This window comes from Psychrobacter communis, from assembly GCF_014836505.1.
Classification (GTDB): domain Bacteria; phylum Pseudomonadota; class Gammaproteobacteria; order Pseudomonadales; family Moraxellaceae; genus Psychrobacter; species Psychrobacter faecalis.
In genome coordinates, this window is sequence record NZ_JACSQR010000002.1 from 193317 (window position 1) to 215983 (window position 22667).

Genomic DNA, 22667 nt, shown 5'->3' on the forward strand with positions numbered 1-22667 from the left:
GTAATATTTGTTGCGTAAAAAATATCATAGCATGGGTTTTTGGCAACATAAAGACTTTTCATATGATTTTTAGCCCTTATGGCAGTTTTTGCGGTTATTTTTATAACCATGCTGACAAACTGTTATGATAAAGGTCTAAAACATCGTATATTTAATGTATTTTCTTTCTTAAAATTTCAAAAAAGCACCGTCATAAAAGTACGGCGCCGCTTATTTTTAATAATAGCAACCCACTTACCTTAATAATTGTAGAGCCAACTATAACTATGACAACCACTTCTCAGCCAATAAAAGCAAATAGCAATCTACAACAAAATGATAAGACGTTGACGCACAAATTATTGCTGATCAATGGCGTTAATCTTAACCTACTTGGTAAACGTGAGCCAGAAATCTATGGCCATACGACCCTTGCTGATATTGAGAAAAACTTGATCGAGCGTGCCGCCAAATACGGTATCGAGCTGATTTGTATCCAATCAAACCATGAGGGCAAACTGGTCGATGAGATTCAATATTATGGTCTTTTAGCAGAAACCGCTGTACAAGTAGATGCAATTATTATCAATCCTGCTGCTTTTACCCATACCTCAGTGGCGATACGCGACGCGCTATTGGCAACACAAAAACCCTTTATAGAGGTGCATTTATCCAATGTTCATGCTCGTGAGCCGTTTCGGCAGCATTCGTATTTAAGCGATATAGCCGTCGGCGTGATTTGCGGTCTCGGGCATTTGGGTTATCAGATGGCATTGGATTATTGGCTAACCCATACTTATGCTTTAAAATTAGACGGTTAACGTAGAGATTATGACTTTATCTATATAAAGAAAACGTCAAATAAGCACAAGACTATTAGCATTGAAGTTGCGATCAAGTTGCTTTTGGCACATTAGTCAAACAGCAATGATATGATGAAAGTAATAATATGAGCGCATGAAAAACAACCCACGATATGGTGATATGAATGGCAAAATCGTCCGGAAAACGCTTTATGAAACTCGCTGGCATGACCGCAAGTATTGCCGGTAAAGCTGCTAAAAACTCATTAAAGCACCTCTCAAGTGACGAAGAAAAACGTCTAGAAGCGCGCTCAGCGCTGATGCAAGACGTCGGTGTGCAAATCGCTGAAACGCTTGGTGAAATGAAAGGCGCGGTGATGAAAGTGGGACAAATCGCCTCCCAATATAAAGACGTGTTTCCGCCTGAAGTCGCGACCGCTTTAGAGAAACTCCAAAAAGACGCGCCGCCGATGCCTTATGGACAAATACGCGCGCAAGTTGAGCGTGAATTAAAAGCGCCTATTGCTGAGTTATTTACCCAATTTGAAGAAGCGCCATTTGCCGCGGCATCAATCGGCCAAGTGCACAGAGCGATTTTGCCCTCTGGACAAAGGGTGGTGGTAAAGGTGCAGTATCCTGATGTTGATGAAAACTGCGATAGCGATCTAAAACAAGTACGTATGGCGCTAAAAATAGCTGGCGTCCTCAATATGAGTAAGCAGTTACAAGAACAATTGTTTAATGAGATTCGCCAAAGTTTGCATGACGAGCTCGATTACGTTAAAGAGGCGCACAATCTACAGGTATTTGGCGCCTTTCATGCCGATGATGAAGGGCTAATTATCCCCAAAGTGATTAGTAGCCACTCATCCAAGCGCATTTTGACCTTGACCGAAGAGATGGGTGAGCCGCTTGCTATTGCTGCAACTTGGGATAACGACATTAAGCAAAAAATCGCTAAGCGCCTGTTTCATTTTAGCGCCGGACAGCTATTTGGTTTATACCGTATGCACTGCGACCCCCACCCTGGCAACTTTGCTTTTCGCACCGATGGTAGCGTTGTGGCTTATGATTTTGGTGGTATCCGCAGTTATAGTGACAGCGAAGTACAATTATTTCGCCGCTTTGCTAAGCATGCCTTAAAAGGTGATGTGACCGCGCTTGAGCAAGACTTGATTGCCCTTGATATCCGCCGCGATGATGATAAAGTTGTGCCGGGTGAATTTTATAAAGAGTGGTTAGAGATTGGACTTAAACCCTTATCCATAGAACCTTATCAGCAAGGCCCTTTTGATTTTGGCAGCAGCCAAACCCATCATGAAGCTATCGCCCAAATGCGCACCTCGTTAAAGTATTTTGGTCAGTTTCAGCCATCAGCAACGACGATGATGCTTGACCGTACCATTTCAGGTCAGTATTGGAATTTGGTTAATCTAGGCGTGGTTATCGATTTATCGCCGCTGGTTGCAGAATATATAGACTACTAAACATGTAGCGCATGACCGCAGCGATCGCAGAAATCCGCTCCTACGGCGTGACCGAATTTGCCGCAGTTTGGACAGGCAATCGGGTTTAGCTGCGGGCGCATGTTACGTGCCAGCTCGGCGGTAAAAATACCTGTCGGCACGGCAATAATCGCATAACCGGTGATCATCACCATCGATGCAATCGCTTGCCCGATTGGCGTTTTTGGTGACATATCACCATAGCCCGTGGTCGTAACCGTCACCACTGCCCAATAAATAGAGATAGGAATACTGGTAAAACCATTTTCTGGCCCTTCTACCACGTAAACAACCGAACCAAAAATGGTGACGAGCAAAACGAGTGATAAGAAAAATACCGTGATTTTCTGTTGGCTGGTTTTAAGTGCTGAGGCAAGAAAGCCCGCTTGCTGCATGTAGGTATTGAGCTTGAGTACCCGAAATACCCGTAAGATACGCAGGATGCGAATGACGAGCAGATACTGGACGCCGCCAAATACAAGGCTTAAATAGCTGGGTAATACCGACAATAAATCTACGATGCCAAAGAAACTAAACGCATAACGAAAGCGATTGGGCGCCGAAAACCACCTTAAAATATACTCAATGGTAAATAAAATGGTAAAAAACCATTCTGCATAACGAAATAGCGTACCATATTGCAAACGCATATATAGCACACTATCGAGCATTACCACGGCAACACTGGCCAAAATCGTAATCAACAATACGATATCAAACAGCTTACCCAAACGGGTATCCGTGCCTTCGATAATGATATGAATGCGGTTACGCAAATGGGTAATGGCTTCGGCGGTTGGTTGTTTCATAAAGTCGGTATAGTCACAAAATCAATGGTTATAAAAAACCGAACGCTTTAAGCTGATATGGGCAAGCTAAGGTTGGTCAAAATGCGCTAAAGTGGTTTATAATACTGCCAATATTTTACTAGCGGTTTTCATAGTCTCAGACAGTAGCCGCTCAAAACAAAGAAGATAGCAGTGTAGCAAAAAAGTGCGCCAAACGACATACATATCGCTAACTTGCCGATAGGTCTATTACACTCTATTAACCGCACAATCATATAATAACAATACCTTATCAAGTATAAAAAGTTGTTAACAAGGCATAGCCTACTAACTTTTTATACGCACTATAAACAACCCGTAAAACGTAAGGACGTCATATGGCAGGCCATTCAAAATGGGCAAATATCAAACACCGTAAAGCCCGTCAGGATGCGGTAAAAGGTAAAATATTTACCAAGATTATTCGTGAAATTGTTTCTGCTGCCAAGCAAGGTGACCCCGACCCTGATAAAAACCCACGCTTGCGTGCGGTAATCGAAAAAGCCTTATCAGTTAATATGACACGAGATACCATTAACCGTGCGGTTGCTCGTGGTACAGGCGGCGATGATAATGACAATATGGATGAAGTCAGCTACGAAGGCTATGGCGTCGGCGGCGTTGCGGTCCTGGTAGAAACCATGACTGACAATCTGAACCGTACGGTCAGTGAAGTGCGCCATGCCTTTACCAAAAATGAAGGCAATCTTGGTACCTCAGGCTCGGTCGCTTATCTGTTTACCAAACGCGGTGAAATCGTTTTTAACGATGTCAGCTTAGAAGAAGAAGTCATGCTCGCGGCTTTGGACGCTGGCGCGCTGGATATCGAAAACGATGGTGAAAGCTTGCTGGTTATTACTGAATGGGAAAATTTCGGTCGAGTAAAAGATGCGCTCAATGCAGCAGGGCTTGTCTCTGATAATGCCGAAGTCACTATGGCACCTGCCACCAGCGCTGAGATTGATAATATCGACGACGCGCTAAAAGTGATGAAAATGATCGATATGCTAGAAGATATTGACGATGTGCAAGAAGTTTATAGTAACGTAAGCTTTACCGATGCGGTCATGGCGCAGCTTGAACAGTAGTCTAATATGTCTGAGCTTAGTCTAAGATTTACCAGCAAAAAACCTTGGCAAATTTAATTAGCTTACTTCAAAAACCATATTATTCGTAGCAGAAAATAAAAACCAGACAGTATCATACTCTCTGGTTTTTTTCGTTATTTGCATCATCCTTTATGGGTATTGTATCGTCAATAAGCGAGGCATATAATTCGATTTTAACAGTAACAATTATCATTAACATATAAGAATGGATAAGGATTCTTTATGCGTACGTCCCTTCTGCCCTCTTATCCAACCGCCACTGTCGTCAATATTCATACGCTTAACCCTAAAGCGACTCATCTGTGCTCGTTACTCGATTTGGCTAAGCATTAGCCTGCCATTATTAATGACATCGTCGCTAATGAGCACTTTGGTGATATCGGCGGCGTTATCAGTCAACGACTCAAAGATTTAGGCTTTCTGCCCAATACCACTATTTAAATCGTTGCCAAAGGTCTGTTTGGCAAGCCGCCTTATGCGGTGCAACTGAGTACCGGTGCGCAGTTTAGCTTACACGCCGATGAGCTCATTAAAATCAGCTGTATCGCTATAGATTCAAGGTAAGTGTTCAGTCTAATTTACTGACTTGCTCCTGACTTACTGTATTACGTCGTGGTGTTCGTACCACAAATCACCCTGCTATTTTTATTCTTATTAATACTAGAGGACTCAGGTTATTTACCGCGCGCCGCTTTTTTACTGGACAATTTATTGTCTAAAGTAGGCTTATCTGGACGCTCATTTATCCCTTTGTTGTCAGGTTTCGCTTGTACGGTGCCAGCGGTTATGTCGACCCGTACTATTCCCGATCATAAAGAACGTTTTGTGGCGATTGCGGTATTGCCCATGCTGACGTGTTCGGCGCGTTTGCCGATTTATGCGCTGATTATTGCAGCGGTGATTTCCAATCAAACCGTCCTAGGTGTTTTCAACTTACAAGGTATGACCTTATTTGTATTGTATATCGCCGGTATTTTTTCAGCGGCGTTTGTATCGTGGCTATTCAAACGCTTTCATAGCACGACGGCAAAAGCGGCAGCATTTCCCTTATTGATGGAGCTCCCTACTTATCGTCTGCCAAATATCAAACATATTGCCAGTGAGCTTTGGGACAAGGTAAGTGCTTTTTTAATGCGAGCCGGTACAGTCATTTTTGCGCTGACGGTAATATTGTGGGTATTGGTGACTTTTCCCGCAGCCCCGATTGGCGCGACAAACCCAGCGATTGATTATAGTTTTGCGGGCATGCTTGGGCATATGATTGAGCCAATTTTTGCGCCCATTGGTTTTACTTGGCAGATGTGTATTGCTTTAATCCTAGGGCTTGCCGCGCGCGAGGTCGTCATTGCCGCGCTTGGCACGGTATATGCGGTCGGTAGCATCGGCGATGAAGCGGTCAATCAGATGCTTATTCCTATTATTCATACGCAGTGGGGATTGGCTACTGCGTTTTCATTTTTGGCATTTTATGTTTACGCGCCGATGTGCTTGGCCACGCTAGCCGTTATTCGCCGCGAAACCAATTCTTTGAAACAAACCATCGCCATCGCCAGCTATTTATTTATATTGGCTTATGCGATGGCGTGGCTAACCTATCGGGTGACAGGACAAATTTTCGGATTTTAGAGAGCTAATGATGAGTACATGGGTCGAGTATTTATTGGTGTTTATGATGGTGGTTTTATCTATTTATTACGTATGGACCAAGGTGATATTTAAAAAGTCGAAGGATTGCAATGGCTGCGGCAAATGTTTTAAATAGCCAAAAAACTTATAGTCAGAATTTTTGGCTTAGTAAAGAAAAACCTTAGCGTTTAACCTCAACCCCTTCGAGCGTCAGCAAGTATGTTTTTTTATCTAAGCCGCCGGTATAACCGCCCAATTTACCATCGCTCGCAATAACGCGGTGACAAGGAATGATGATGCTAAAGGGGTTTTTGCCATTGGCATTGGCGACGGCGCGAAAGCCTTTAGGATTACCGACTCGCTGCGCCAGTGTGGCATAACTAATCGTTTCACCATACGGTATCTGTTGCAGCTGTTGCCAGACGCATTGCTGAAAATCAGTGCCTAAGCTTATGTCTAATGGCAAGTCGAATGCTTGACGCTTACCTTTAAAATACGCTGCTAATTGCTCAAGCGCTTCTAGAAGTAACGCCTCAGCAGGCTCGCTTTTGCTCAGGTTATTTTGAGCGATAAAGGTGAAATCCTCATCGACAAGCCCATAATGCTTTTTAAGCTTGGGAAGAGATTTTGAGCTGTGCCAAGAATCACCCACCTGCAGCCAATTGACTTCGACCAGCTTGGGGCTGCTATGCTCATGCGTACTGGCAATCAACGCCAACTGGTGCGACTCAACCGCTGCGATGGTGACTATCATTATTCCTTCCTCTAAACACTCATAATTTTGACACTTACTTATTGTAAAAAACCTATAGAGCGCTACTCTTTATCGTCAGTCTCAAATAAAGCGGCAACAAACTGTTTTGGACTAAAGGCGCGCAAATCATCAATCGACTCACCGACCCCGATATAACGAATCGGCACATCCGTGGTCTCAGCGATATTGAACACCACACCACCTTTCGCCGTACCGTCTAGTTTGGTAATGGTAATACCGGTTAATGGCACGACTTCATTAAATAACTCGACCTGATTGATGGCGTTTTGACCCGTGCCAGCGTCGAGGACAATCATGCCTTCATGCGGCGCGCTTGGATCAGCTTTACGCATCACGCGCACGACTTTTTCAAGCTCGGCCATCAAGTGGGTTTTATTTTGCAAGCGCCCTGCCGTATCAGCGATTAACACGTCGATATTTTTTGCTTTGGCAGATTGCATCGCATCAAAGATAACAGAGGCGCTATCAGAACCATGACCTTGAGCAACGACAGGAATGTGATTGCGCTCACCCCAAATTTGTAGCTGTTCAGTCGCCGCGGCACGGAACGTATCGCCAGCCGCTAACATGACGGATTTTCCTTCACCTTGCAGGCGCTTAGCAAGTTTACCAATAGTCGTCGTTTTACCAACACCATTGACGCCCACTACCAAGATAACAAAGGGCTTTTTACTGGTATCGATGACTAATGGCGCAACTTTTGGCGTTAAGATATCGACCAGCTCAGTTTGCAGTGCTTTATATAATGAATGGGCATAAATCAAATCGCCACGGGCAGTTTGTTCAGTCAGGCTCTTAATAATACGATTGGTTGCATTGACACCGATATCAGCCACCAACAGCTGGTCTTCCACTTCTTCTAAGAGCTCATCGTCAATCTCTTTACCACCGATAAGGATACTAACCATCCCTTCGGCAAGATTTTTACGTGACTTACTCAGCCCCGTCTTCATGCGATTAAACCAGCTGCCTTTTTTCTTATTTTCCTCAGTCTGTTCTGACTGTTGCGACTCTTCTGGCGCTGTTGTCGGCTGCTGTAACTCAGTTTTTGCTTTATCAATAGCGCTGCTATCATTATTTTTAGAGGTGACGCTCGCACTATCGCCCAGATGATCTTGCAGAGGCATCGTAGGAATTGAAGTTATAGACTGCGACGCAACAGTATTTGTAGCACTTTTTGCCGTTGTTTCTACAGTACCCTCTATAGTATTTGCAGCAGGGCTTTGTTTTTCTTTCTCAATAATCGGCGTCGCTAGTGGTAGCTCTGCCGCTGTATCGGTAAGTGAAGTATCTTCAGACTCCTCGATGATAGGCACCGATTGCGCTGGCAGACTGGGTAAGGTAATATCATCGTCATCCAAATCATCAAGACCGCCGTCGAGGTTAATGACCACACGATTGCTATTATTGGGATTATTCATAAGCTTGCCCTAAAAGTTATCATTATCAGTAGTTTTTAAAATGATGTGCCGCCCGCCTTTGGTGTTTAACGGACGATTATTTTTAGCCTAGTTTAGCATAATTCAAGCGACGCTTAGCCTTTAGCATCGCAGAGCATGGTTAAATTATAAAAACTCATAAATTCATAGTAAAAACGTTTAGTAATTAAGAATAACCTTCCTAATGAGAGATTTATAAATCTTATAAATAGCTAAGCAAGTTTCGCTTAAGGTTTGGACACAAAAATCTGACCCTTGATAGGGCAAACTTCGCCTACCCTTAGCATGATTATACCACCCTATTTCATTTGCTTTTTTTGTCCACTTATATTGGAAATGACCTATGTTATCACTATCGAACGATTATAAAAAAATGACCCAAATGGGCGCCGCCTTGCTTGTTGCTACTATCGCGTTGTCTTCAACTGGCTGTAGCACTACACAAGAATTCAAACCGACTGCTACCGTCATGGTGGGAGCACACAAGTCTTTATAATAGCGTTATGTTTGTCATAAATAGGCATATTCATCTAAGCATAAACATGCACCATTCTCATTTTATCACTCAGTCACTTATCAGCTACCTTTTATATAAGTAGAACCTATCATGCCCTCATCTTTACCTACTATCTCTTTACGCTTTGCCTGCGCTTTAGCGATGGCGACCACCCTTGCGGCTTGCCAAACCAGCGCAATTTCTTCGACAAATGAAGTTGCTACGACTAAAAATGCCGCAACAACACAGGTAGTGAATAAAAATCAAACGCTAGAAAATACCGAACAATCTTCAGCATTGACCATGGATATGTCTGGTCGCCATGAATACCAGCTTGAAAATGGCTTAAAGATAGTGGTCAAAGAAGACCACCGCGCGCCTGTGGTCATGACCCAAATTTGGTATCGCGTCGGCTCAGCAGATGAACCTCTCGATAAAGGCGGCATCTCACATGTGCTTGAGCATATGATGTTCAAAGGTACCGCTGATGTATCAAGCGACGATTATGAGCGTTTGATTGCCAAATTTGGCGGCGTCAATAATGCCTTTACCAGTTACGATTTTACCGGTTATTACGAGCTATTCCCTGCCAATCGCTTACCGTTAGCCTTAGAGCTAGAAGCAGATCGCATGAAAAACTTAATATTTGATGACAAAGCGTTTGCCAAAGAGCATCAAGTGGTCATGGAAGAGCGTCGTCAGCGTACGGATGACAATCCGATAGCCAAAGCTTATGAGTCATTTCGCTTGCTGGCAATGCCAAACAGTCCAAAAGGCGAATCGGTCATTGGCCCTATGAATGAGCTTGAATCGATTACCCTTAACGATTTAAAAGACTGGTACAAAACATGGTACGCACCTAATAATGCCACGTTGGTTATTGTCGGCGATGTCGAGCCAACCGACGTATTAGCGCAGGTCAAACGCTATTTTGGGGAGCTAAAACCAAGCGCGTTACCTAAGCGTCCTATGGTCACGCAAAAGGGCTTCCGCGGTTATCAGCAAGTAGAATCCGAGCAAGCGGTACAAGTGCCTGTTTTGCTGATGGGTTATAACGTGCCCAGTCTGGTAACAGCGGGCGCTAACAATGAGAAGCAAGCCTATGCGCTGTCGCTTGCGCAAGATGTATTAGATGGTGGTCTATCCGCGCGGCTAGAGAGCAGGCTGGTACGCGAGCAAGGACTGCTGACCACAGTTGGTACCTCTTACGATTTGCTCGATCGCGGCGATGGGCTGTTTTTGATACAAGCAACCCCGCGCGAAGGCGTCAGTTTAGCGCAGGCACAACAAGCCATTATCAATGAGATTAATAAGCTATCAACCGACCCAATTGCTGCCGATGAAATCGAGCGCGCCAAAACCAATACTGTCACTGGTTTGGTATATGCTCAGGATAGTATGGAAGGTCAGGCGCGTATGATTGGCTCGCTGCAATCTATCGGTCTTGATGACAGGCTACTGGCTAAATTGCCAACCAAGCTTGATAGCGTAACCATTGCGGATATCCAAGCGGCAAGTAAAAAGTATTTGGTTAAAGATAATTTAACGGTCATGCATATCATCCCGCCTAAAGAGACTGCTGCTAAAGATAACTTTAGCCAAAATAAGATGAGCAAAGATACCGTTAGTAAAAACGATGCTACTAATACCGCTACTAAAGAAGCGGCAAGTAAAGCTAAATAACATCAATGTGCTATCCAATTACCTTAGCAAAAACCCAATACTGATGACCTTATGAATAAGAAGAAAGACATGACGCAAACACCTTTTCTCAAAAAAAATAAATTATCATCACATTTTAAGCAGCTGCCTTATGTAAGTGCTTGCGCCTTCTTTGGCATAATGAGCTTGACCACTGTAGCGCAGGCAGATATGGTAGGTGGCGAAGATGCTCGTACGCCAGCTGCTGCAGTCGATACCAGTGCGCCAATTGCCGCTCTGTCTAAGCTGAGTAGTCTTGAAAATGCCAAACCTTTAGAAGTCACGGTTCCAGACATACAGGCCTTCAAGACCAAAGCCGGTATTCCTGTGCTTTTCGTGCCGACCACCACCTTACCCATTGTCGATATTGATTTGCGCTTTAATGCCGGTAGCGCGCGTGATGGTAGTATCAGTGAATCAGGCTTTGGTATCGCCAATATGACCGCGACGATGCTTGAACAAGGCTCCAAACGCTTAGATGAAAACGCGTTCACGCGGGCGGTCGAAACCTTGGGTATCAGCTTAGGTAGTAGCGCCTATAAAGACATGTTTATTGTTTCGTTGCGCAGCTTATCTGATGACAAGCATTTGCTGCCTGCGGTTGATTTAATGACGCAAATGCTTACTGAACCGAGCTTTGATGAGCAAATCTTAGCCCGTAATAAAGCACGCTTATTGGTCGGTTTACAACAGCAAAAGCAAGACCCTGGCAGTCTTGCCAGTATCGCCTTTAGTAAGGCATTGTATGACGACCACCCTTATGCGCATCCATCGGTTGGCACGCTTGAAAGCGTTCCTAATATTGATAGACAACAGCTAATTGATTTTAAAAATCGCTATCTAGTCGCTGCCAATGCGTCGCTTGCCATGACGGGTAATTTGACTTTGGCACAAGCGAAAAATTTGGCGGAAGAAATAACGGCAGACTTGCCAGCGGGTCAAGCGGCGGCGGCCCTGCCCGAACCAAAGCCACTAACCCAGCCTCAACATATTCATATTCCGTTTCCTAGCACCCAAACTACGGTATTGATGGGACAACTGGGCGAAAAGCGTGCCACCGACCCGCAAGCGCAGCAAAAGCAAACCAACTTTGCCGTCGGTAATGAAGTGCTAGCAGGGGGCGATTTTAACGCGCGTCTGATGACCGAAGTCAGGCAAAACCTCGGCTATACTTATGGCATATCAGGTTCTATGAACCCGATGTTGGCGCGCGGTCCTTATCAAATTGGATTTTCAACCCGTAATGACAAAGCACGCGCAGCAATTGATGCTAGCTTAGCCGTGATTAATGAGACATTAGATAAAGGTATTACCAGCGATGAGATGAAATTGACCACGGATAATTTAAAAAACAGCTTTCCGATGGGATTTGCCAGTAATGCTGGAATCAACAGCTTAATTGGTATGATGAATTTTTATCAGCTACCTAACAGCTATCTGACCAATTATGTCAATCGCATCGAACAGGTTAAACTCTCAGAAGTCAACCAAACCCTGCGCGACACTCTAAAGCCTGATAACTTTTTGATCGTGACTGTTGGTGAGGTCAATCCATGGGATGAGAAGAAAGCTAAGAAAAAGTCGTAGAGCCAATATTATTTTTACAGACGCTTAAAAAATAGCTCAATAAAAAAGCTCAATCAGTAATCACTGGCTGAGCTTTTTAAATTGAAGAGTCTGCTTTTAATAGCGGCAAGCGGAGCTGCTACTGGCATGATTAAAGCCCCATTTGCGATAACCATCGGTATCAAGATGAATAGCACCGGTAGAATACAGTCCTAAACCAAAGTTATGCGACTGCCCTTGATATTGCCAAAACTCGCAGAGACTATCTTGCATGCGACTTAGCTGCCATAAATTGCCTTCATATTCAGGCACCCAGATATCCATCGCGCCTGCGGTCATGTGCTTACTCGCACTCGCCCCGCCCGCGCAATTATTTAACCCCGGACTGCGATATACTGAACGTATCTCGGTACTGGCAGGTAAAATACCTTGGCGTTTTAGCTGACTATAAAGCTGCAAGGTCGGTACAATATTTGCCCATAACTCCTGCGGTGGTAGCTGATAAGGCTCATAACCACATTTATCCCAACTACGAGCGGTCGTCAACAGCTGAGACAAGGGCGGTACATTTCTTGCGCCGACGCGTGAGCTTAAATATTGTTGATAATTGGCCACTTGGCTTGCGCGGTAACTATTACTATTTAACCATACATTAAAATCCATACTGGTAAAATCGTTATAATTACTATTTCCAAAGTTATTATTACCGCTGCTATAACGTGGCGTCCCTCTATTGGTAATGACGCGTTTGTTTTCTTCTATCGATACTGCGCTATCGAAGTTAAACTCGCGCTGTTTTTGTTGAATCAGCCCTTGCATACTGTCGCCGCTAATACCATTTGACCGACGAGCGCCTTCACTCAAGATGGTTGCGCCGCCGCTATAACTATTGCTTTGACTGCCATAACTGCTAGCGGGCGTGATATAAGCATTGCCACTATTATTGGTCGTACCACTGCCATGACGGATTTGGATGCGGCGCTCACTATTATCACTTATAATAGCGGCGTGCACAGAAATACTGCTGGCACAAATACCTAGGACGATAATAGGCTTATAAATGTGCCTATAAATAAATTTTTTTGTCTTTATCATTACCAGAAACTACCGCTAAAAACGTTTTATCGATACTATCAAATTTTAAGCAAGCAAGCTAAACTATCGCAGCGAATTGATGGTCACTGATTCGTTATTAACACTTATCCTTATAATGTTCATATTGTCGTTACTTTATTACGGATAAATTAGGGTTTTGCTACCAAATTCTTAATTAAGCTGCCCGATAAATATTTTGCCCTCGCTGATTGCTTACTTATCGTTTGTCAAAGCAGACTTTTCTTTCACGCCAATTATCAGTCACATATCACCTATGCCTTCTAACCTCCAGTACCGTTTTTCTCGTCAAAGCCATCACTTTGGTCGAGGTCGTGCGCCGACGCTTTGGCAACGTATCCATATTGATCCGTGGCTGACCTTATTGCTATTGACCGTTTGTTGCATTGGCTTGACGATTTTATATAGCGCAGCAAGCCAAGACACTGATATGGTCATCCGCCAAGTCATTAGTTATGGCGTGGCATTTACGGTGATGTTTACTATGGCGCAGATACCGCCTAGCCTTTATCGTACCTTTACGCCCATATTTTATGTATTGGGGCTGATATTGTTGGTGTTGGTCGATATCATTGGCGAGGTGCGTATGGGTGCGCAGCGCTGGATTAACTTACCTGGTTTTGGTAGCGTTCAACCTTCAGAGTTTATGAAGCTTGGTATGCCAATGATGTGTGCGTGGTTTTTATCCAAACGTGACTTACCGCCTTCATTATCAAGTATTGCCATCACCTTAGCGTTAATTGTCGTGCCGGTATTATTAATCGCCAAAGAGCCTGACCTTGGTACTTCCTTGCTGGTCGCAGCCAGTGGCATTTTTGTATTGTTTTTAGCGGGTCTATCATGGCGCTTGATTGCTAGTGCGGCAGCATTAGCCGTGCCATTGGTGGCATTTGCTTGGAACTTTTTATTACACGACTACCAACGTACGCGCGTTTTAACGCTATTCAATCCTGAAGCTGACGTCCAAGGTGCTGGATGGAATATCATTCAGTCCAAAACCGCCATTGGCGCGGGCGGTTTGACCGGTAAAGGCTATTTAGAAGGCACGCAGTCGCATCTACATTTTTTACCAGAAGGTCATACTGACTTTATTATTGCTGCCTTTTCCGAAGAGTTCGGTCTGCTTGGCGTGATATTGTTGATGTTTATATATGCTTGCCTGCTTATGCGTGCTTTATATATCGCATTTTCGCACCCTGATGTTTATAGTCGATTGCTGGCAGGTGCACTTGCGATGTCTTTTTTCGTATATATTTTTGTCAATGTCGGCATGGTTGGCGGCATCTTACCCGTTGTTGGGGTACCTTTACCTTTTATCAGTTATGGCGGTACTGCTATCGTGACGTTAATGGCAGGTTTTGGCCTACTAATGTCAATTCATACTCACAAATCCAGCTAAGCCATAGCAGGTATTATTTACAATCTATTCACCTGTAAAGTTCATCTTTAATAACCAATATTACATTCGATAATCACGATAAACTTGGGTTTAAATGTCTATATAACTCCCTTATATAGACAGGGTTAAAATGGTACGTTAACAAATTTGCCTAGAAACTGAAGCAAAATGTGCTTGGCTAAGTAATCTAATGTAATAGCGAAATTACTCAAATTAAATGAATATCTACTTTTTTAAGCCTTTCTTATTTGTCATTAATTCTCCATAAATTACTATTAAAACCTTAACTTTCTTGCTTTATAAATAACCCATAAGTTGTTGTTATTTATAGCTATTATTCTTCTTATGTTTTGGCAAAACCCAGATGAAGCCCTATTAGTGACCGATTAGTACTGTTAGGTTTTATTCCTTGTTTTTTACAAATAATTGCGTTACCCTCCTTTTATTGTAGTTTGATACACAACGCGTACATAGCTACTAAGAAAGATATCATTTAATTATATTGCAGTTGTAGCTCGTCCGTATAGTTAGCAAATTGTAGATTTTGGGCTTGCAAAGTCAGTACTTAATTAACGGTTTAATAACAAAGTAATACGCAACATACTTTAAACCCTTTATTAACTTAGCAATGCAAAAAAGTCCTTTATCGATTGGTGCAACCTTACTTTGGTTGTTTGATTACTATTGTTAACTATCATTTGAGCGTGTCATAAGTGGGTTTTGCGAGTCGTATATAACGATAATTCCCGAGCCACTTATGATGATATAAATGAAAATTACCATATGTTAGAGCTTATAAAAGCCCATATTTACTATCATCGTGATAAAACAGATAGATGATAGAGCGGCTTTCGAGTTTGCGGCACTGTTAGAGTGGTCTAATATTGTCTCGCTCCCTCTAAGAGGTTTTAGAGTTAGGTTCTAATGTATACGCTATAGAGGTATTTATGAATAAGCGTTTATCTGGTTTACTTACAATGTCAGCCGTTTTATTTGCTGGCTCTGCAATCGCTACTAATGCAAATGCTGTAGAATCAAAAACCTCCCTTGCAACGATTTCGCAAGATAACGCCTCCCGTATTGACCGTGTGCTCGGTGAACTTAGTCGTCAACATGACGGCGCATCAAGCTTAGTTAAGTCTGCTCGTCAGCCTACTTCATTAGCGCTTAGCAGCCCATTGCTCGCCAGCGACACTGCCCAAGTATCCAATGATGAAGATGTTTTAGAGCGCTTAACGGCAGTCGCTTCTAATTCTGTAAGCAAATTTAAACAAACTGGTTTGGCTTCTTGGTACGGTCGTCAGTTTCATGGCCGCAAAACTGCCAGTGGCGAAACCTTTGACATGAATGGTTTAACCGCTGCTCACCGCTCGTTACCCTTGAACTGCTACGTTAAAGTTACCAATAAAACTAATGGCAAAAGCGTCGTCGTTAAAGTAAACGATCGTGGTCCATTCCATGGTAACCGTGTGTTGGATTTATCTTACGGTGCTGCCAAGCAACTTGGTATTACCAATAAAGGTGTGGGTAACGTCTCTATTGAGCGTGTTTCAGGCCCCTCTTCTTAAACCATTAACGTTTTAGACCATTCGCGGTTTAAACCTTTAACGGTTTTTTATCGAAAAAACTGCTTAACGTTAGTTGTAAAAAAAGCGCCTAACTCATTTAAAGTTAGGCGCTTTTTCGTTTTTAACGTTTGACGCTAAATAGTTAACATGGTATAGCTTTTAAAACTATAACTCAAATGCGCTTTCAATCGCATCATCGAGACGCTCAACCGCGATGACATTGATACCCTTAAACTGCGGCGCATCTTTGGCAGGCGCATTGGCTTTAGGAATAATTGCGTGTTTAAAGCCGTGTTTCATCGCCTCCTTTAGGCGCTCTTGTCCGTTAGGAACCGGTCGAATCTCTCCTGATAAGCCGACTTCACCAAAAACGGCAAGTGATGAGGGTAAAGGCTTTTCTTTGATACTAGAAGCACAAGCCAATAGTACGGCCAAATCAGACCCGGTTTCAATCACCTTAACGCCGCCAACGACGTTTACATACACATCTTGTCCACTGGTATGGATACCGCCGTGACGATGCATGACCGCAAGCAGCATTGATAGGCGCTGAAAATCGAGCCCTAAAGCCATACGTCTTGGTGAACCTTGTGAGTCATCAACCAAGGCTTGCACTTCAACCAGCAGGGGTCTAGTACCTTCACGGCTTACCATCACCACAGAACCCGCTACGGGCTTATCATAACGGCTTAAGAATATCGCTGAGGGATTGGCGACTTCTTTGAGTCCCATATCGGTCATGCCAAAAATGCCCAGCTCATTAACCGCACCAAAACGGTTTTTTACCGCGCGAATCATACGAAAGCGTGAATCGGACTGACCTTCAAAATATAAAACCGTATCAACCATGTGTTCGAGGACACGTGGCCCTGCCAGCGTTCCTTCTTTGGTCACATGCCCGACTAAAAATAGTGCCGTGCCAGTTTGCTTCGCATAACGGGTCAAAATAGCTGCCGACTCACGAATTTGACTAACGCCGCCTGGAGCAGAATTAATGGCATCGGTATAAATAGTCTGAATCGAGTCAATAATAGCAATCGCCGGCTGCTCTTGGGTTAAAGCCGCACAAATGGTTTCAACATTGGTCTCCGCGAGCACACGTAATCTATCCGCTGGCAAATCTAAACGCTTGGCGCGCATCGCTACTTGGGCGAGCGACTCTTCACCCGTCACATACAGCGCGCTACCTGCCAATGAATCAGCCTTTGCCATATTGGTCGCAGTTTGCAGCAAAATCGTAGATTTACCGATTCCTGGGTCACCGCCGATCAAAACGACCGAACCGGCCACCAGTCCGCCGCCCAACACTCGATCAAACTCACTAATGCCAGTGGGCAAGCGTGTATCTAGTGTCACGCTTACCGCATTGAGTGGCATGACCGCACTGTGCGTACCCGAATAATTGCCAGCAGGTGCACCCGCACTACGAGAAACCGCTCGGCTAGCATTCGCTTTTGCGCTACTCTTATTATGGTGCGGCATACTGACATTTGGTGCTTCTACCAAACTGTTCCATTCACCGCAGTCTGTACACTGCCCCGCCCATTTGCCAAAATGCGCCCCGCACTGTTGACAGACATAACTGCTTTTATTTTTTGCCATAACGTATGAACCTTATTGAACTGGTCAATAGAAAGTAATAAATCGCGAATAATAAATAGAATTCTAGAATGCTCTATACGAGCTTAAGTGTAAGACTAAGAGAAAAAATGAACGCGCCTTTTTTAATAACCAGGCATTAGATTATGAGAGGTAGATAGCAATTTATAGGGGGCATGGACGTTAAGAGAAAATAGACAAATATTCGTTACACCCTACAATGATAAGATATTTGGCTAATGATTCAAACAAGGCTTTATACAGGCTCACCTCTACTAAATAGCGAAGTGCTTATACGCGAAAGTCTTTACCAAGATAGACAGATTTTACCAAATCATTCTCTAACACTTCACATGACGTCCCTTCCGCAATGATGGCGCCTTCTGAAACGATATAGGCTTTTTCGCAAATGGCGAGGGTATCGCGCACGTTATGGTCGGTGATGAGTACACCAATACCGCGATTTTTTAGGGTTAAAATAACATCTTTAATATCACTAACAGAGATAGGGTCAACACCAGCAAACGGCTCATCTAATAGGATAAATTTTGGATTGGCCGCCAAAGCACGCGCAATCTCGCAGCGGCGGCGCTCACCGCCTGAGATACTCATACCCAATGATTTGCGTACATGTTCTAAATGGAACTCGCCGATCAACTTTTCAAGCTCTTGACGCTGCTCAGCGGCACTTAACTCTTTACGAGTTTGCAGAATGGCTAAGATATTATCTTCAATGGATAATTTACGAAAAATAGAAGCTTCTTGCGGCAAATAGCCAATACCAGCACGCGCGCGCTCATGCATGGCATATTTTGATAAATCCATTTTTCCTAAGGTAACGCGGCCCTTATCCATATTGACCAGTCCGACCACCATATAAAAGCTAGTAGTTTTGCCCGCGCCATTTGGTCCTAATAATCCAACAACTTGCCCTTGCTCAACAGAAAATGATACATCCTTTACCACCCAGCGTTTGCCGTAGCGTTTGCCCAAATTTTGCATTGTTAAACGGGCGACAGGCTCGGAGCTATTGGTTGCCGCTACAGAACCATTATTAAGCTCGTTGCTATGAATTTCATTAGTCTTAACAACATTGTTTTTAATATCGCTCATCACTTACCTGTCAATTACTGTTAAAGTTGCAAAGTTTTTAGTATTACTATCGCTTACTTTTATATTAAAAATACTGTGCTTAGCGTATGCTGCTTCGGTTACTACCGCTATTAGGCGGGAAGACCAATTCTACGCGCTGACTGCCACCAGCAGTTGCTTCTACATCGCCAGCTTTTAAGCTATAACGAATGACATTACCGGCAAAACTGGCGCCATTTTGTACCAATTTTGCATTACCCGTGAGCGTCACGATACCCGTGACCGCATTATAATCAATCTTATTGGCCTGCCCTTTTGCCAAGCCCTTTTCTTGCGTCACTACCTGCTGCATAGTGGCTGGACGGCCGGTGGCGACTGCCGAGTTGATACTACGGCCTTGCGAGAGGTTGACCGTAATATCATCGGCGGTCATTTTGAACGTACCCTGCGTAATCACGACAGTGCCTGAATAGCTGGTGATACCTGTACGTTCACTATAAGTAGCCTTATCCGCCAACAGCTTAATAGGCTGATTGGCATCTGATGGCAAGGCATGGCTGTATAACGGCAATGCTAACAACATTAGCATCGGTAGCGTTCGTAAACCGTGTGTTACTTGGATAGAGCGTGTCGATAGCAAGCGTAAAGTAGGCAAAAAAGTAGATTTCATAAAAGTTACTCGTATCATTATGGGTAGTGGCGTTTGCAAACTTCCTGCTAGGTGCTGCTGTTAAAATAAAGCTTTATCTTGGCGTTTCGCGGGCGTAAATGCAACCGCGACTTGACCAAATTCATAGTCCCCAGTTTCAAGGTTGGCTTTCATGCTTGACGCCTCGAAGCGGTTCATCCCTTGTTCGACTTTTACTGGCGCATCACTATAGACTTGACCTGTTTTGGTATTGCCTTTTAAGGTAGTGCCCATGACTTTAATCGGCTCAATATCAGACTCGCCCGCTTTGCCTTCGCTAACTAAAGTAAAACCACCTGATAAGCTCATCTCACCTGTCTGTTGACTGATGGCAGCGCTGCCCGCTTCAACGCGGTAACGCTGCTCGTCTGATGGCTCCCAATTCATGGTGATACCTTTCATCTCATCTTTATTGGTCACAGGATTATGGGTCAAGGATTCTGCACTTAGTTCGTACTCGGTCTCACCTTTTTCATTGGTCTGTACCGCCTTAATGTCAGTGGCTTCATAATCCACATCCGTCGGTTCCATACTAACGGGCGGCGTGATCTCCCCTTGCTGTTTGAAGAACCAGCCAGCAATTACAGCAATAATTAATGCCAGAACGATTAAAACACGAGTATTCACGATAAGTTATCCTCAGGTTTCGCTGCATCAAGCGTATAGTGCGCGATAAAATCTTGATAGTGACCATGACCTTTTAAAATAAGATCACATATTTCCCGTACTGCGCCGGTACCACCTGTGCGGGTGGTCACCATATCACTGCGCTTTATCACCTCTTGATGGGCATTTGGGACAGTGGCCGCAAAGCCTACCGTTTGCATCGCTTTAATATCTGGTAAGTCATCGCCCATATAAGCACAATCAGCAGCGGTGATATTAAGCTCAGCATTAAGCGTCGCTAATAGCTCATTCAACGCAATCAGCTTATCATCACGACCTTGGACGATATAATTGACACCCATTTCAGCAGCACGCTTGTCCACCATAGGACTGCTACGACCAGTAATAATAGCGGTCAAAATACCATAGCGCGCCAACGATTTGACACCGACACCGTCCTGTACCGAAAAGGCTTTGGTTTCAGTACCGTTGGCATCATAAATAATTTGACCGTTTGACAAGATACCATCAACATCCATGACCAATAACTTTACTTGTCCGGCTTTTTTTATTAAGTCTTGCATCAATTTTCTCTTATTAATAATTTTATTATGAGACGTATTCTTATTAAACACTCTTTTATTAAGGCTTTTTTAATATGTTACTTCTTAATTGCGCCAATTATTAATACATTGTTTATTAAAATAGGGCTACTTAACACCGGCTTGTAATAAGTCATGTACCGTAATAATGGCCTCCAAACGCTGTTCCTCATCGATGATCAGCAGCTGGCTAATACCATTTTCATTCATCACACTTAAAGCATCGGACGCGCGCATATCCTTACTGACGCGGCGTGGATTACTGACCATCAGCTCACGCATCGTGGTTTGCAAATCAATGCCTTTTTCTAAGCCGCGGCGCAAATCACCATCGGTAAATACGCCGACGACTTTTTGTTCGTCATCAGTCACTACTGTCATACCTAGACGCCCAGAAGACATGGTCAATAAAGCGTCTTGTAGCGGTGCTTGTTGATTAATAAGCGGTAAATTTTCTGAATTGGTATGCATTAAATCTTCGACCCGCGTCAGCAACTGGCGTCCTAAGGCGCCTGCAGGATGCGATAAGGCAAAGTCTTCTGAAGTAAAATTACGTGCATGTACCAAAGCCACAGCCAACGCATCGCCCAATGCCAAGGTCGCTGTGGTACTAGAAGTCGGGGCAAGGTTGAGCGGGCAAGCTTCTTGTGATTTACCAAGCGTCAAAATGATATCCGCCGCTCGTGGTAGCATACCGCGTTTGTCTCGACTAATACTAATCAGGGGAATATTTAGACGCTTAACCACGGGCAGCAGCATTCTAATTTCATCTGACTCGCCCGAGTTTGAGATAGCCAGTAGGACATCGCCCTGCACCAACATCCCCAAATCGCCATGCCCCGCTTCCCCAGGATGCATAAAAAACGCTGGCGTGCCCGTAGAAGCAAAAGTCGCGGCTATCTTACGACCAATCAGACCCGATTTGCCCATGCCCGTCACCACCACACGCCCTTTGCAGGCTAGGATAATATCGCAGGCTTGAGCAAATCTATCATCGATTTGTTCCGTTAACAATTCTAGCGCTGCTATCTCCGTATGAATTGCTTCGATAGCAGTGCTAATAAATTGTTGATGGGTCAGGTGGCGGTGCGAATTACTCATACGTTAGCTCTATATTTTCGGTGAATCAATGAAACATTTTACTATACTATGGCTGATATTAATAATATAGGGCAAGACGTCGCTTTCATCATTGCCTACTTACTAAGCAGTGTAAATAGTCGCTTGCGCAGCCATGATTATACGTCTATTTATACAAAAAAAACCCACTATAATTAATAGTAGGTCTTAATCAGCTATACAACATTTTAATAACATACTTTCAATCAAATAGACATCAGATAGCGTTATTTATTGATTGCTATCGTCTATATCATCGTTTGATTTGTTTTCAAACATAGCATTGTCTGAAGAATTGTCGAAGCCACGATCTTGACCAAAGCCGCCGCGCTCAAAGCCGCGCTCTTGACTTTGTCCAAAGCTGCCTCGCTCAAAACCACGATCTTGGCCTTGACCAAAACCGCCACGATTAAAACCACTACGATTGGCAAAGCCGCGCTCTTCAAAACCGCCACCACCAGCAAGGTTACTACCACGCTCAAAACCACTACTCATACCACCTTGGTAACCAGTAGGTGCACCCGTTGAGGTTTGCGCACCCGTACCAGTCGTCGTGCTGCTTCTAGGATTACGGGCGGGCACGACTGTTGAAATGGCATGCTTATAAACCATTTGACTCACTGTGTTTTTTAACAGCACCACGTATTGATCAAATGATTCAATTTGACCTTGCAGCTTAATACCATTAACTAAAAAAATAGAAACCGGAATGCGATCTTTGCGCAACGAGTTCAAAAACGGGTCTTGTAAAGTTTGTCCTTTTGACATGACATCTCTCCTAAATATTATATAATTATTTTTAGTGCCAATTATTATAAGTATTGCTTTAATTATAATGGCTAAGGGCAGATACAATAATAAGTTTTATTTATAAAACGTATCTAAATAAGCACTAATTCTTGTTAAATAATTTCACTTTACCGTGAATACGTTATTATTGTAAATAATTAAGTAACCGCTTATTTTTTAAGACTTCCTACCAACAAAAGTTAATTAACGACCGTTCAAAAAGCAATGATACCGATATAATTCACACTATTTTACTATGATTTAAA

19 protein-coding genes and 1 pseudogene are annotated in these 22667 nt (G+C 43.6%); 9 read left to right on the forward strand and 11 right to left on the reverse strand.

Features of this window, described 5'->3' with window-relative positions; genetic code table 11:
• The first annotated feature begins 266 nt into the window (after positions 1–266).
• Complete coding sequence (gene aroQ, locus H9653_RS01760; RefSeq protein WP_068405182.1) at positions 267–800, forward strand: type II 3-dehydroquinate dehydratase; 534 nt, start codon at positions 267–269, stop codon at positions 798–800.
• 167 nt (positions 801–967) lie between these two features.
• Positions 968–2269 carry an ABC1 kinase family protein gene (locus H9653_RS01765; protein ID WP_191689980.1) on the forward strand — a complete coding sequence of 434 codons (1302 nt, stop codon included), beginning with the start codon at positions 968–970 and terminating at the stop codon, positions 2267–2269.
• Here H9653_RS01765 and H9653_RS01770 read toward each other — a convergent pair.
• Positions 2266–3096, reverse strand: a complete 831-nt coding sequence (locus tag H9653_RS01770) for an ion transporter (RefSeq protein ID WP_191689982.1) — start codon at positions 3094–3096, stop codon at positions 2266–2268. The genes H9653_RS01765 and H9653_RS01770 overlap by 4 nt on opposite strands.
• 356 nt (positions 3097–3452) lie before the next feature.
• On the opposite strand from H9653_RS01770, the gene H9653_RS01775 reads away from it, so the two are divergent.
• Together H9653_RS01775 and H9653_RS01780 are read left to right on the forward strand one after the other, a co-directional pair.
• Positions 3453–4202 carry a YebC/PmpR family DNA-binding transcriptional regulator gene (locus H9653_RS01775; RefSeq protein ID WP_102077564.1) on the forward strand — a complete coding sequence of 250 codons (750 nt, stop codon included), beginning with the start codon at positions 3453–3455 and terminating at the stop codon, positions 4200–4202.
• A 636-nt stretch (positions 4203–4838) separates the two neighbouring features.
• Positions 4839–5849 (forward strand): ferrous iron transporter B, encoded by a 1011-nt coding sequence (locus H9653_RS01780; protein WP_318242139.1) that lies wholly within the window; start codon positions 4839–4841, stop codon positions 5847–5849.
• Positions 5850–6030: 181 nt separating this feature from the next.
• Here the strand turns inward: H9653_RS01780 and H9653_RS01785 are convergent, their stop codons facing one another.
• Together H9653_RS01785 and ftsY are read right to left on the reverse strand one after the other, a co-directional pair.
• Entirely contained in the window at positions 6031–6603 is a 573-nt protein-coding gene (locus H9653_RS01785) for a methylated-DNA--[protein]-cysteine S-methyltransferase (RefSeq protein WP_191689984.1), read from the reverse strand.
• A 62-nt stretch (positions 6604–6665) separates the two neighbouring features.
• Positions 6666–7577 carry a signal recognition particle-docking protein FtsY gene (gene ftsY / locus H9653_RS01790; protein WP_223808455.1) on the reverse strand — a complete coding sequence of 304 codons (912 nt, stop codon included), beginning with the start codon at positions 7575–7577 and terminating at the stop codon, positions 6666–6668.
• A gap of 829 nt (positions 7578–8406) precedes the next feature.
• On the opposite strand from ftsY, the gene H9653_RS01795 reads away from it, so the two are divergent.
• The 3 genes from H9653_RS01795 (at position 8407) to H9653_RS01805 (ending at position 11847) form a co-directional block, all read left to right on the forward strand.
• Positions 8407–8559, forward strand: coding sequence for a hypothetical protein (locus H9653_RS01795; protein ID WP_190295458.1), 153 nt, complete (start codon positions 8407–8409; stop codon positions 8557–8559).
• A 111-nt stretch (positions 8560–8670) separates the two neighbouring features.
• Positions 8671–10242 carry a M16 family metallopeptidase gene (locus H9653_RS01800; RefSeq protein WP_191689986.1) on the forward strand — a complete coding sequence of 524 codons (1572 nt, stop codon included), beginning with the start codon at positions 8671–8673 and terminating at the stop codon, positions 10240–10242.
• Between the two features lie 51 nt (positions 10243–10293).
• Positions 10294–11847 (forward strand): M16 family metallopeptidase, encoded by a 1554-nt coding sequence (locus H9653_RS01805; RefSeq protein WP_191689988.1) that lies wholly within the window; start codon positions 10294–10296, stop codon positions 11845–11847.
• A gap of 96 nt (positions 11848–11943) precedes the next feature.
• On the opposite strand, the gene H9653_RS01810 is transcribed toward H9653_RS01805, so the two are convergent.
• Positions 11944–12921, reverse strand: coding sequence for a D-Ala-D-Ala carboxypeptidase family metallohydrolase (locus H9653_RS01810; protein WP_191689989.1), 978 nt, complete (start codon positions 12919–12921; stop codon positions 11944–11946).
• Positions 12922–13195: 274 nt separating this feature from the next.
• On the opposite strand from H9653_RS01810, the gene rodA reads away from it, so the two are divergent.
• The gene (gene rodA / locus H9653_RS01815; protein WP_191689991.1) at positions 13196–14338 is read left to right on the forward strand and encodes a rod shape-determining protein RodA; all 1143 of its coding nucleotides are present in this window, start codon (positions 13196–13198) and stop codon (positions 14336–14338) included.
• A 1220-nt stretch (positions 14339–15558) separates the two neighbouring features.
• Positions 15559–15906: pseudogene (locus tag H9653_RS12680) on the forward strand (septal ring lytic transglycosylase RlpA family protein); the annotation flags it as partial.
• 165 nt (positions 15907–16071) lie between these two features.
• Here H9653_RS12680 and radA read toward each other — a convergent pair.
• The 7 genes from radA to hfq all read right to left on the reverse strand — a co-directional run bounded on the left by radA (position 16072) and on the right by hfq (position 22380).
• A complete protein-coding gene (gene radA, locus H9653_RS01825; RefSeq protein WP_068404223.1) occupies positions 16072–17508 on the reverse strand; it encodes a DNA repair protein RadA in 1437 nt (478 codons plus the stop codon).
• 288 nt (positions 17509–17796) lie between these two features.
• A complete protein-coding gene (lptB, locus tag H9653_RS01830; RefSeq protein ID WP_191690059.1) occupies positions 17797–18507 on the reverse strand; it encodes an LPS export ABC transporter ATP-binding protein in 711 nt (236 codons plus the stop codon).
• Positions 18508–18697: 190 nt separating this feature from the next.
• Entirely contained in the window at positions 18698–19186 is a 489-nt protein-coding gene (gene lptA, locus H9653_RS01835) for a lipopolysaccharide transport periplasmic protein LptA (RefSeq protein WP_180952567.1), read from the reverse strand.
• A 141-nt stretch (positions 19187–19327) separates the two neighbouring features.
• The gene (gene lptC / locus H9653_RS01840) at positions 19328–19912 is read right to left on the reverse strand and encodes an LPS export ABC transporter periplasmic protein LptC (RefSeq protein ID WP_068404219.1); all 585 of its coding nucleotides are present in this window, start codon (positions 19910–19912) and stop codon (positions 19328–19330) included.
• Complete coding sequence (locus H9653_RS01845) at positions 19909–20475, reverse strand: KdsC family phosphatase (protein WP_191689995.1); 567 nt, start codon at positions 20473–20475, stop codon at positions 19909–19911. Before H9653_RS01845 ends, lptC begins: the two co-directional genes overlap by 4 nt.
• 126 nt (positions 20476–20601) lie before the next feature.
• Complete coding sequence (locus H9653_RS01850) at positions 20602–21594, reverse strand: KpsF/GutQ family sugar-phosphate isomerase (RefSeq protein ID WP_191689996.1); 993 nt, start codon at positions 21592–21594, stop codon at positions 20602–20604.
• A 249-nt stretch (positions 21595–21843) separates the two neighbouring features.
• The gene (hfq, locus tag H9653_RS01855; RefSeq protein WP_191689997.1) at positions 21844–22380 is read right to left on the reverse strand and encodes an RNA chaperone Hfq; all 537 of its coding nucleotides are present in this window, start codon (positions 22378–22380) and stop codon (positions 21844–21846) included.
• Positions 22381–22667 lie beyond the last annotated feature (287 nt).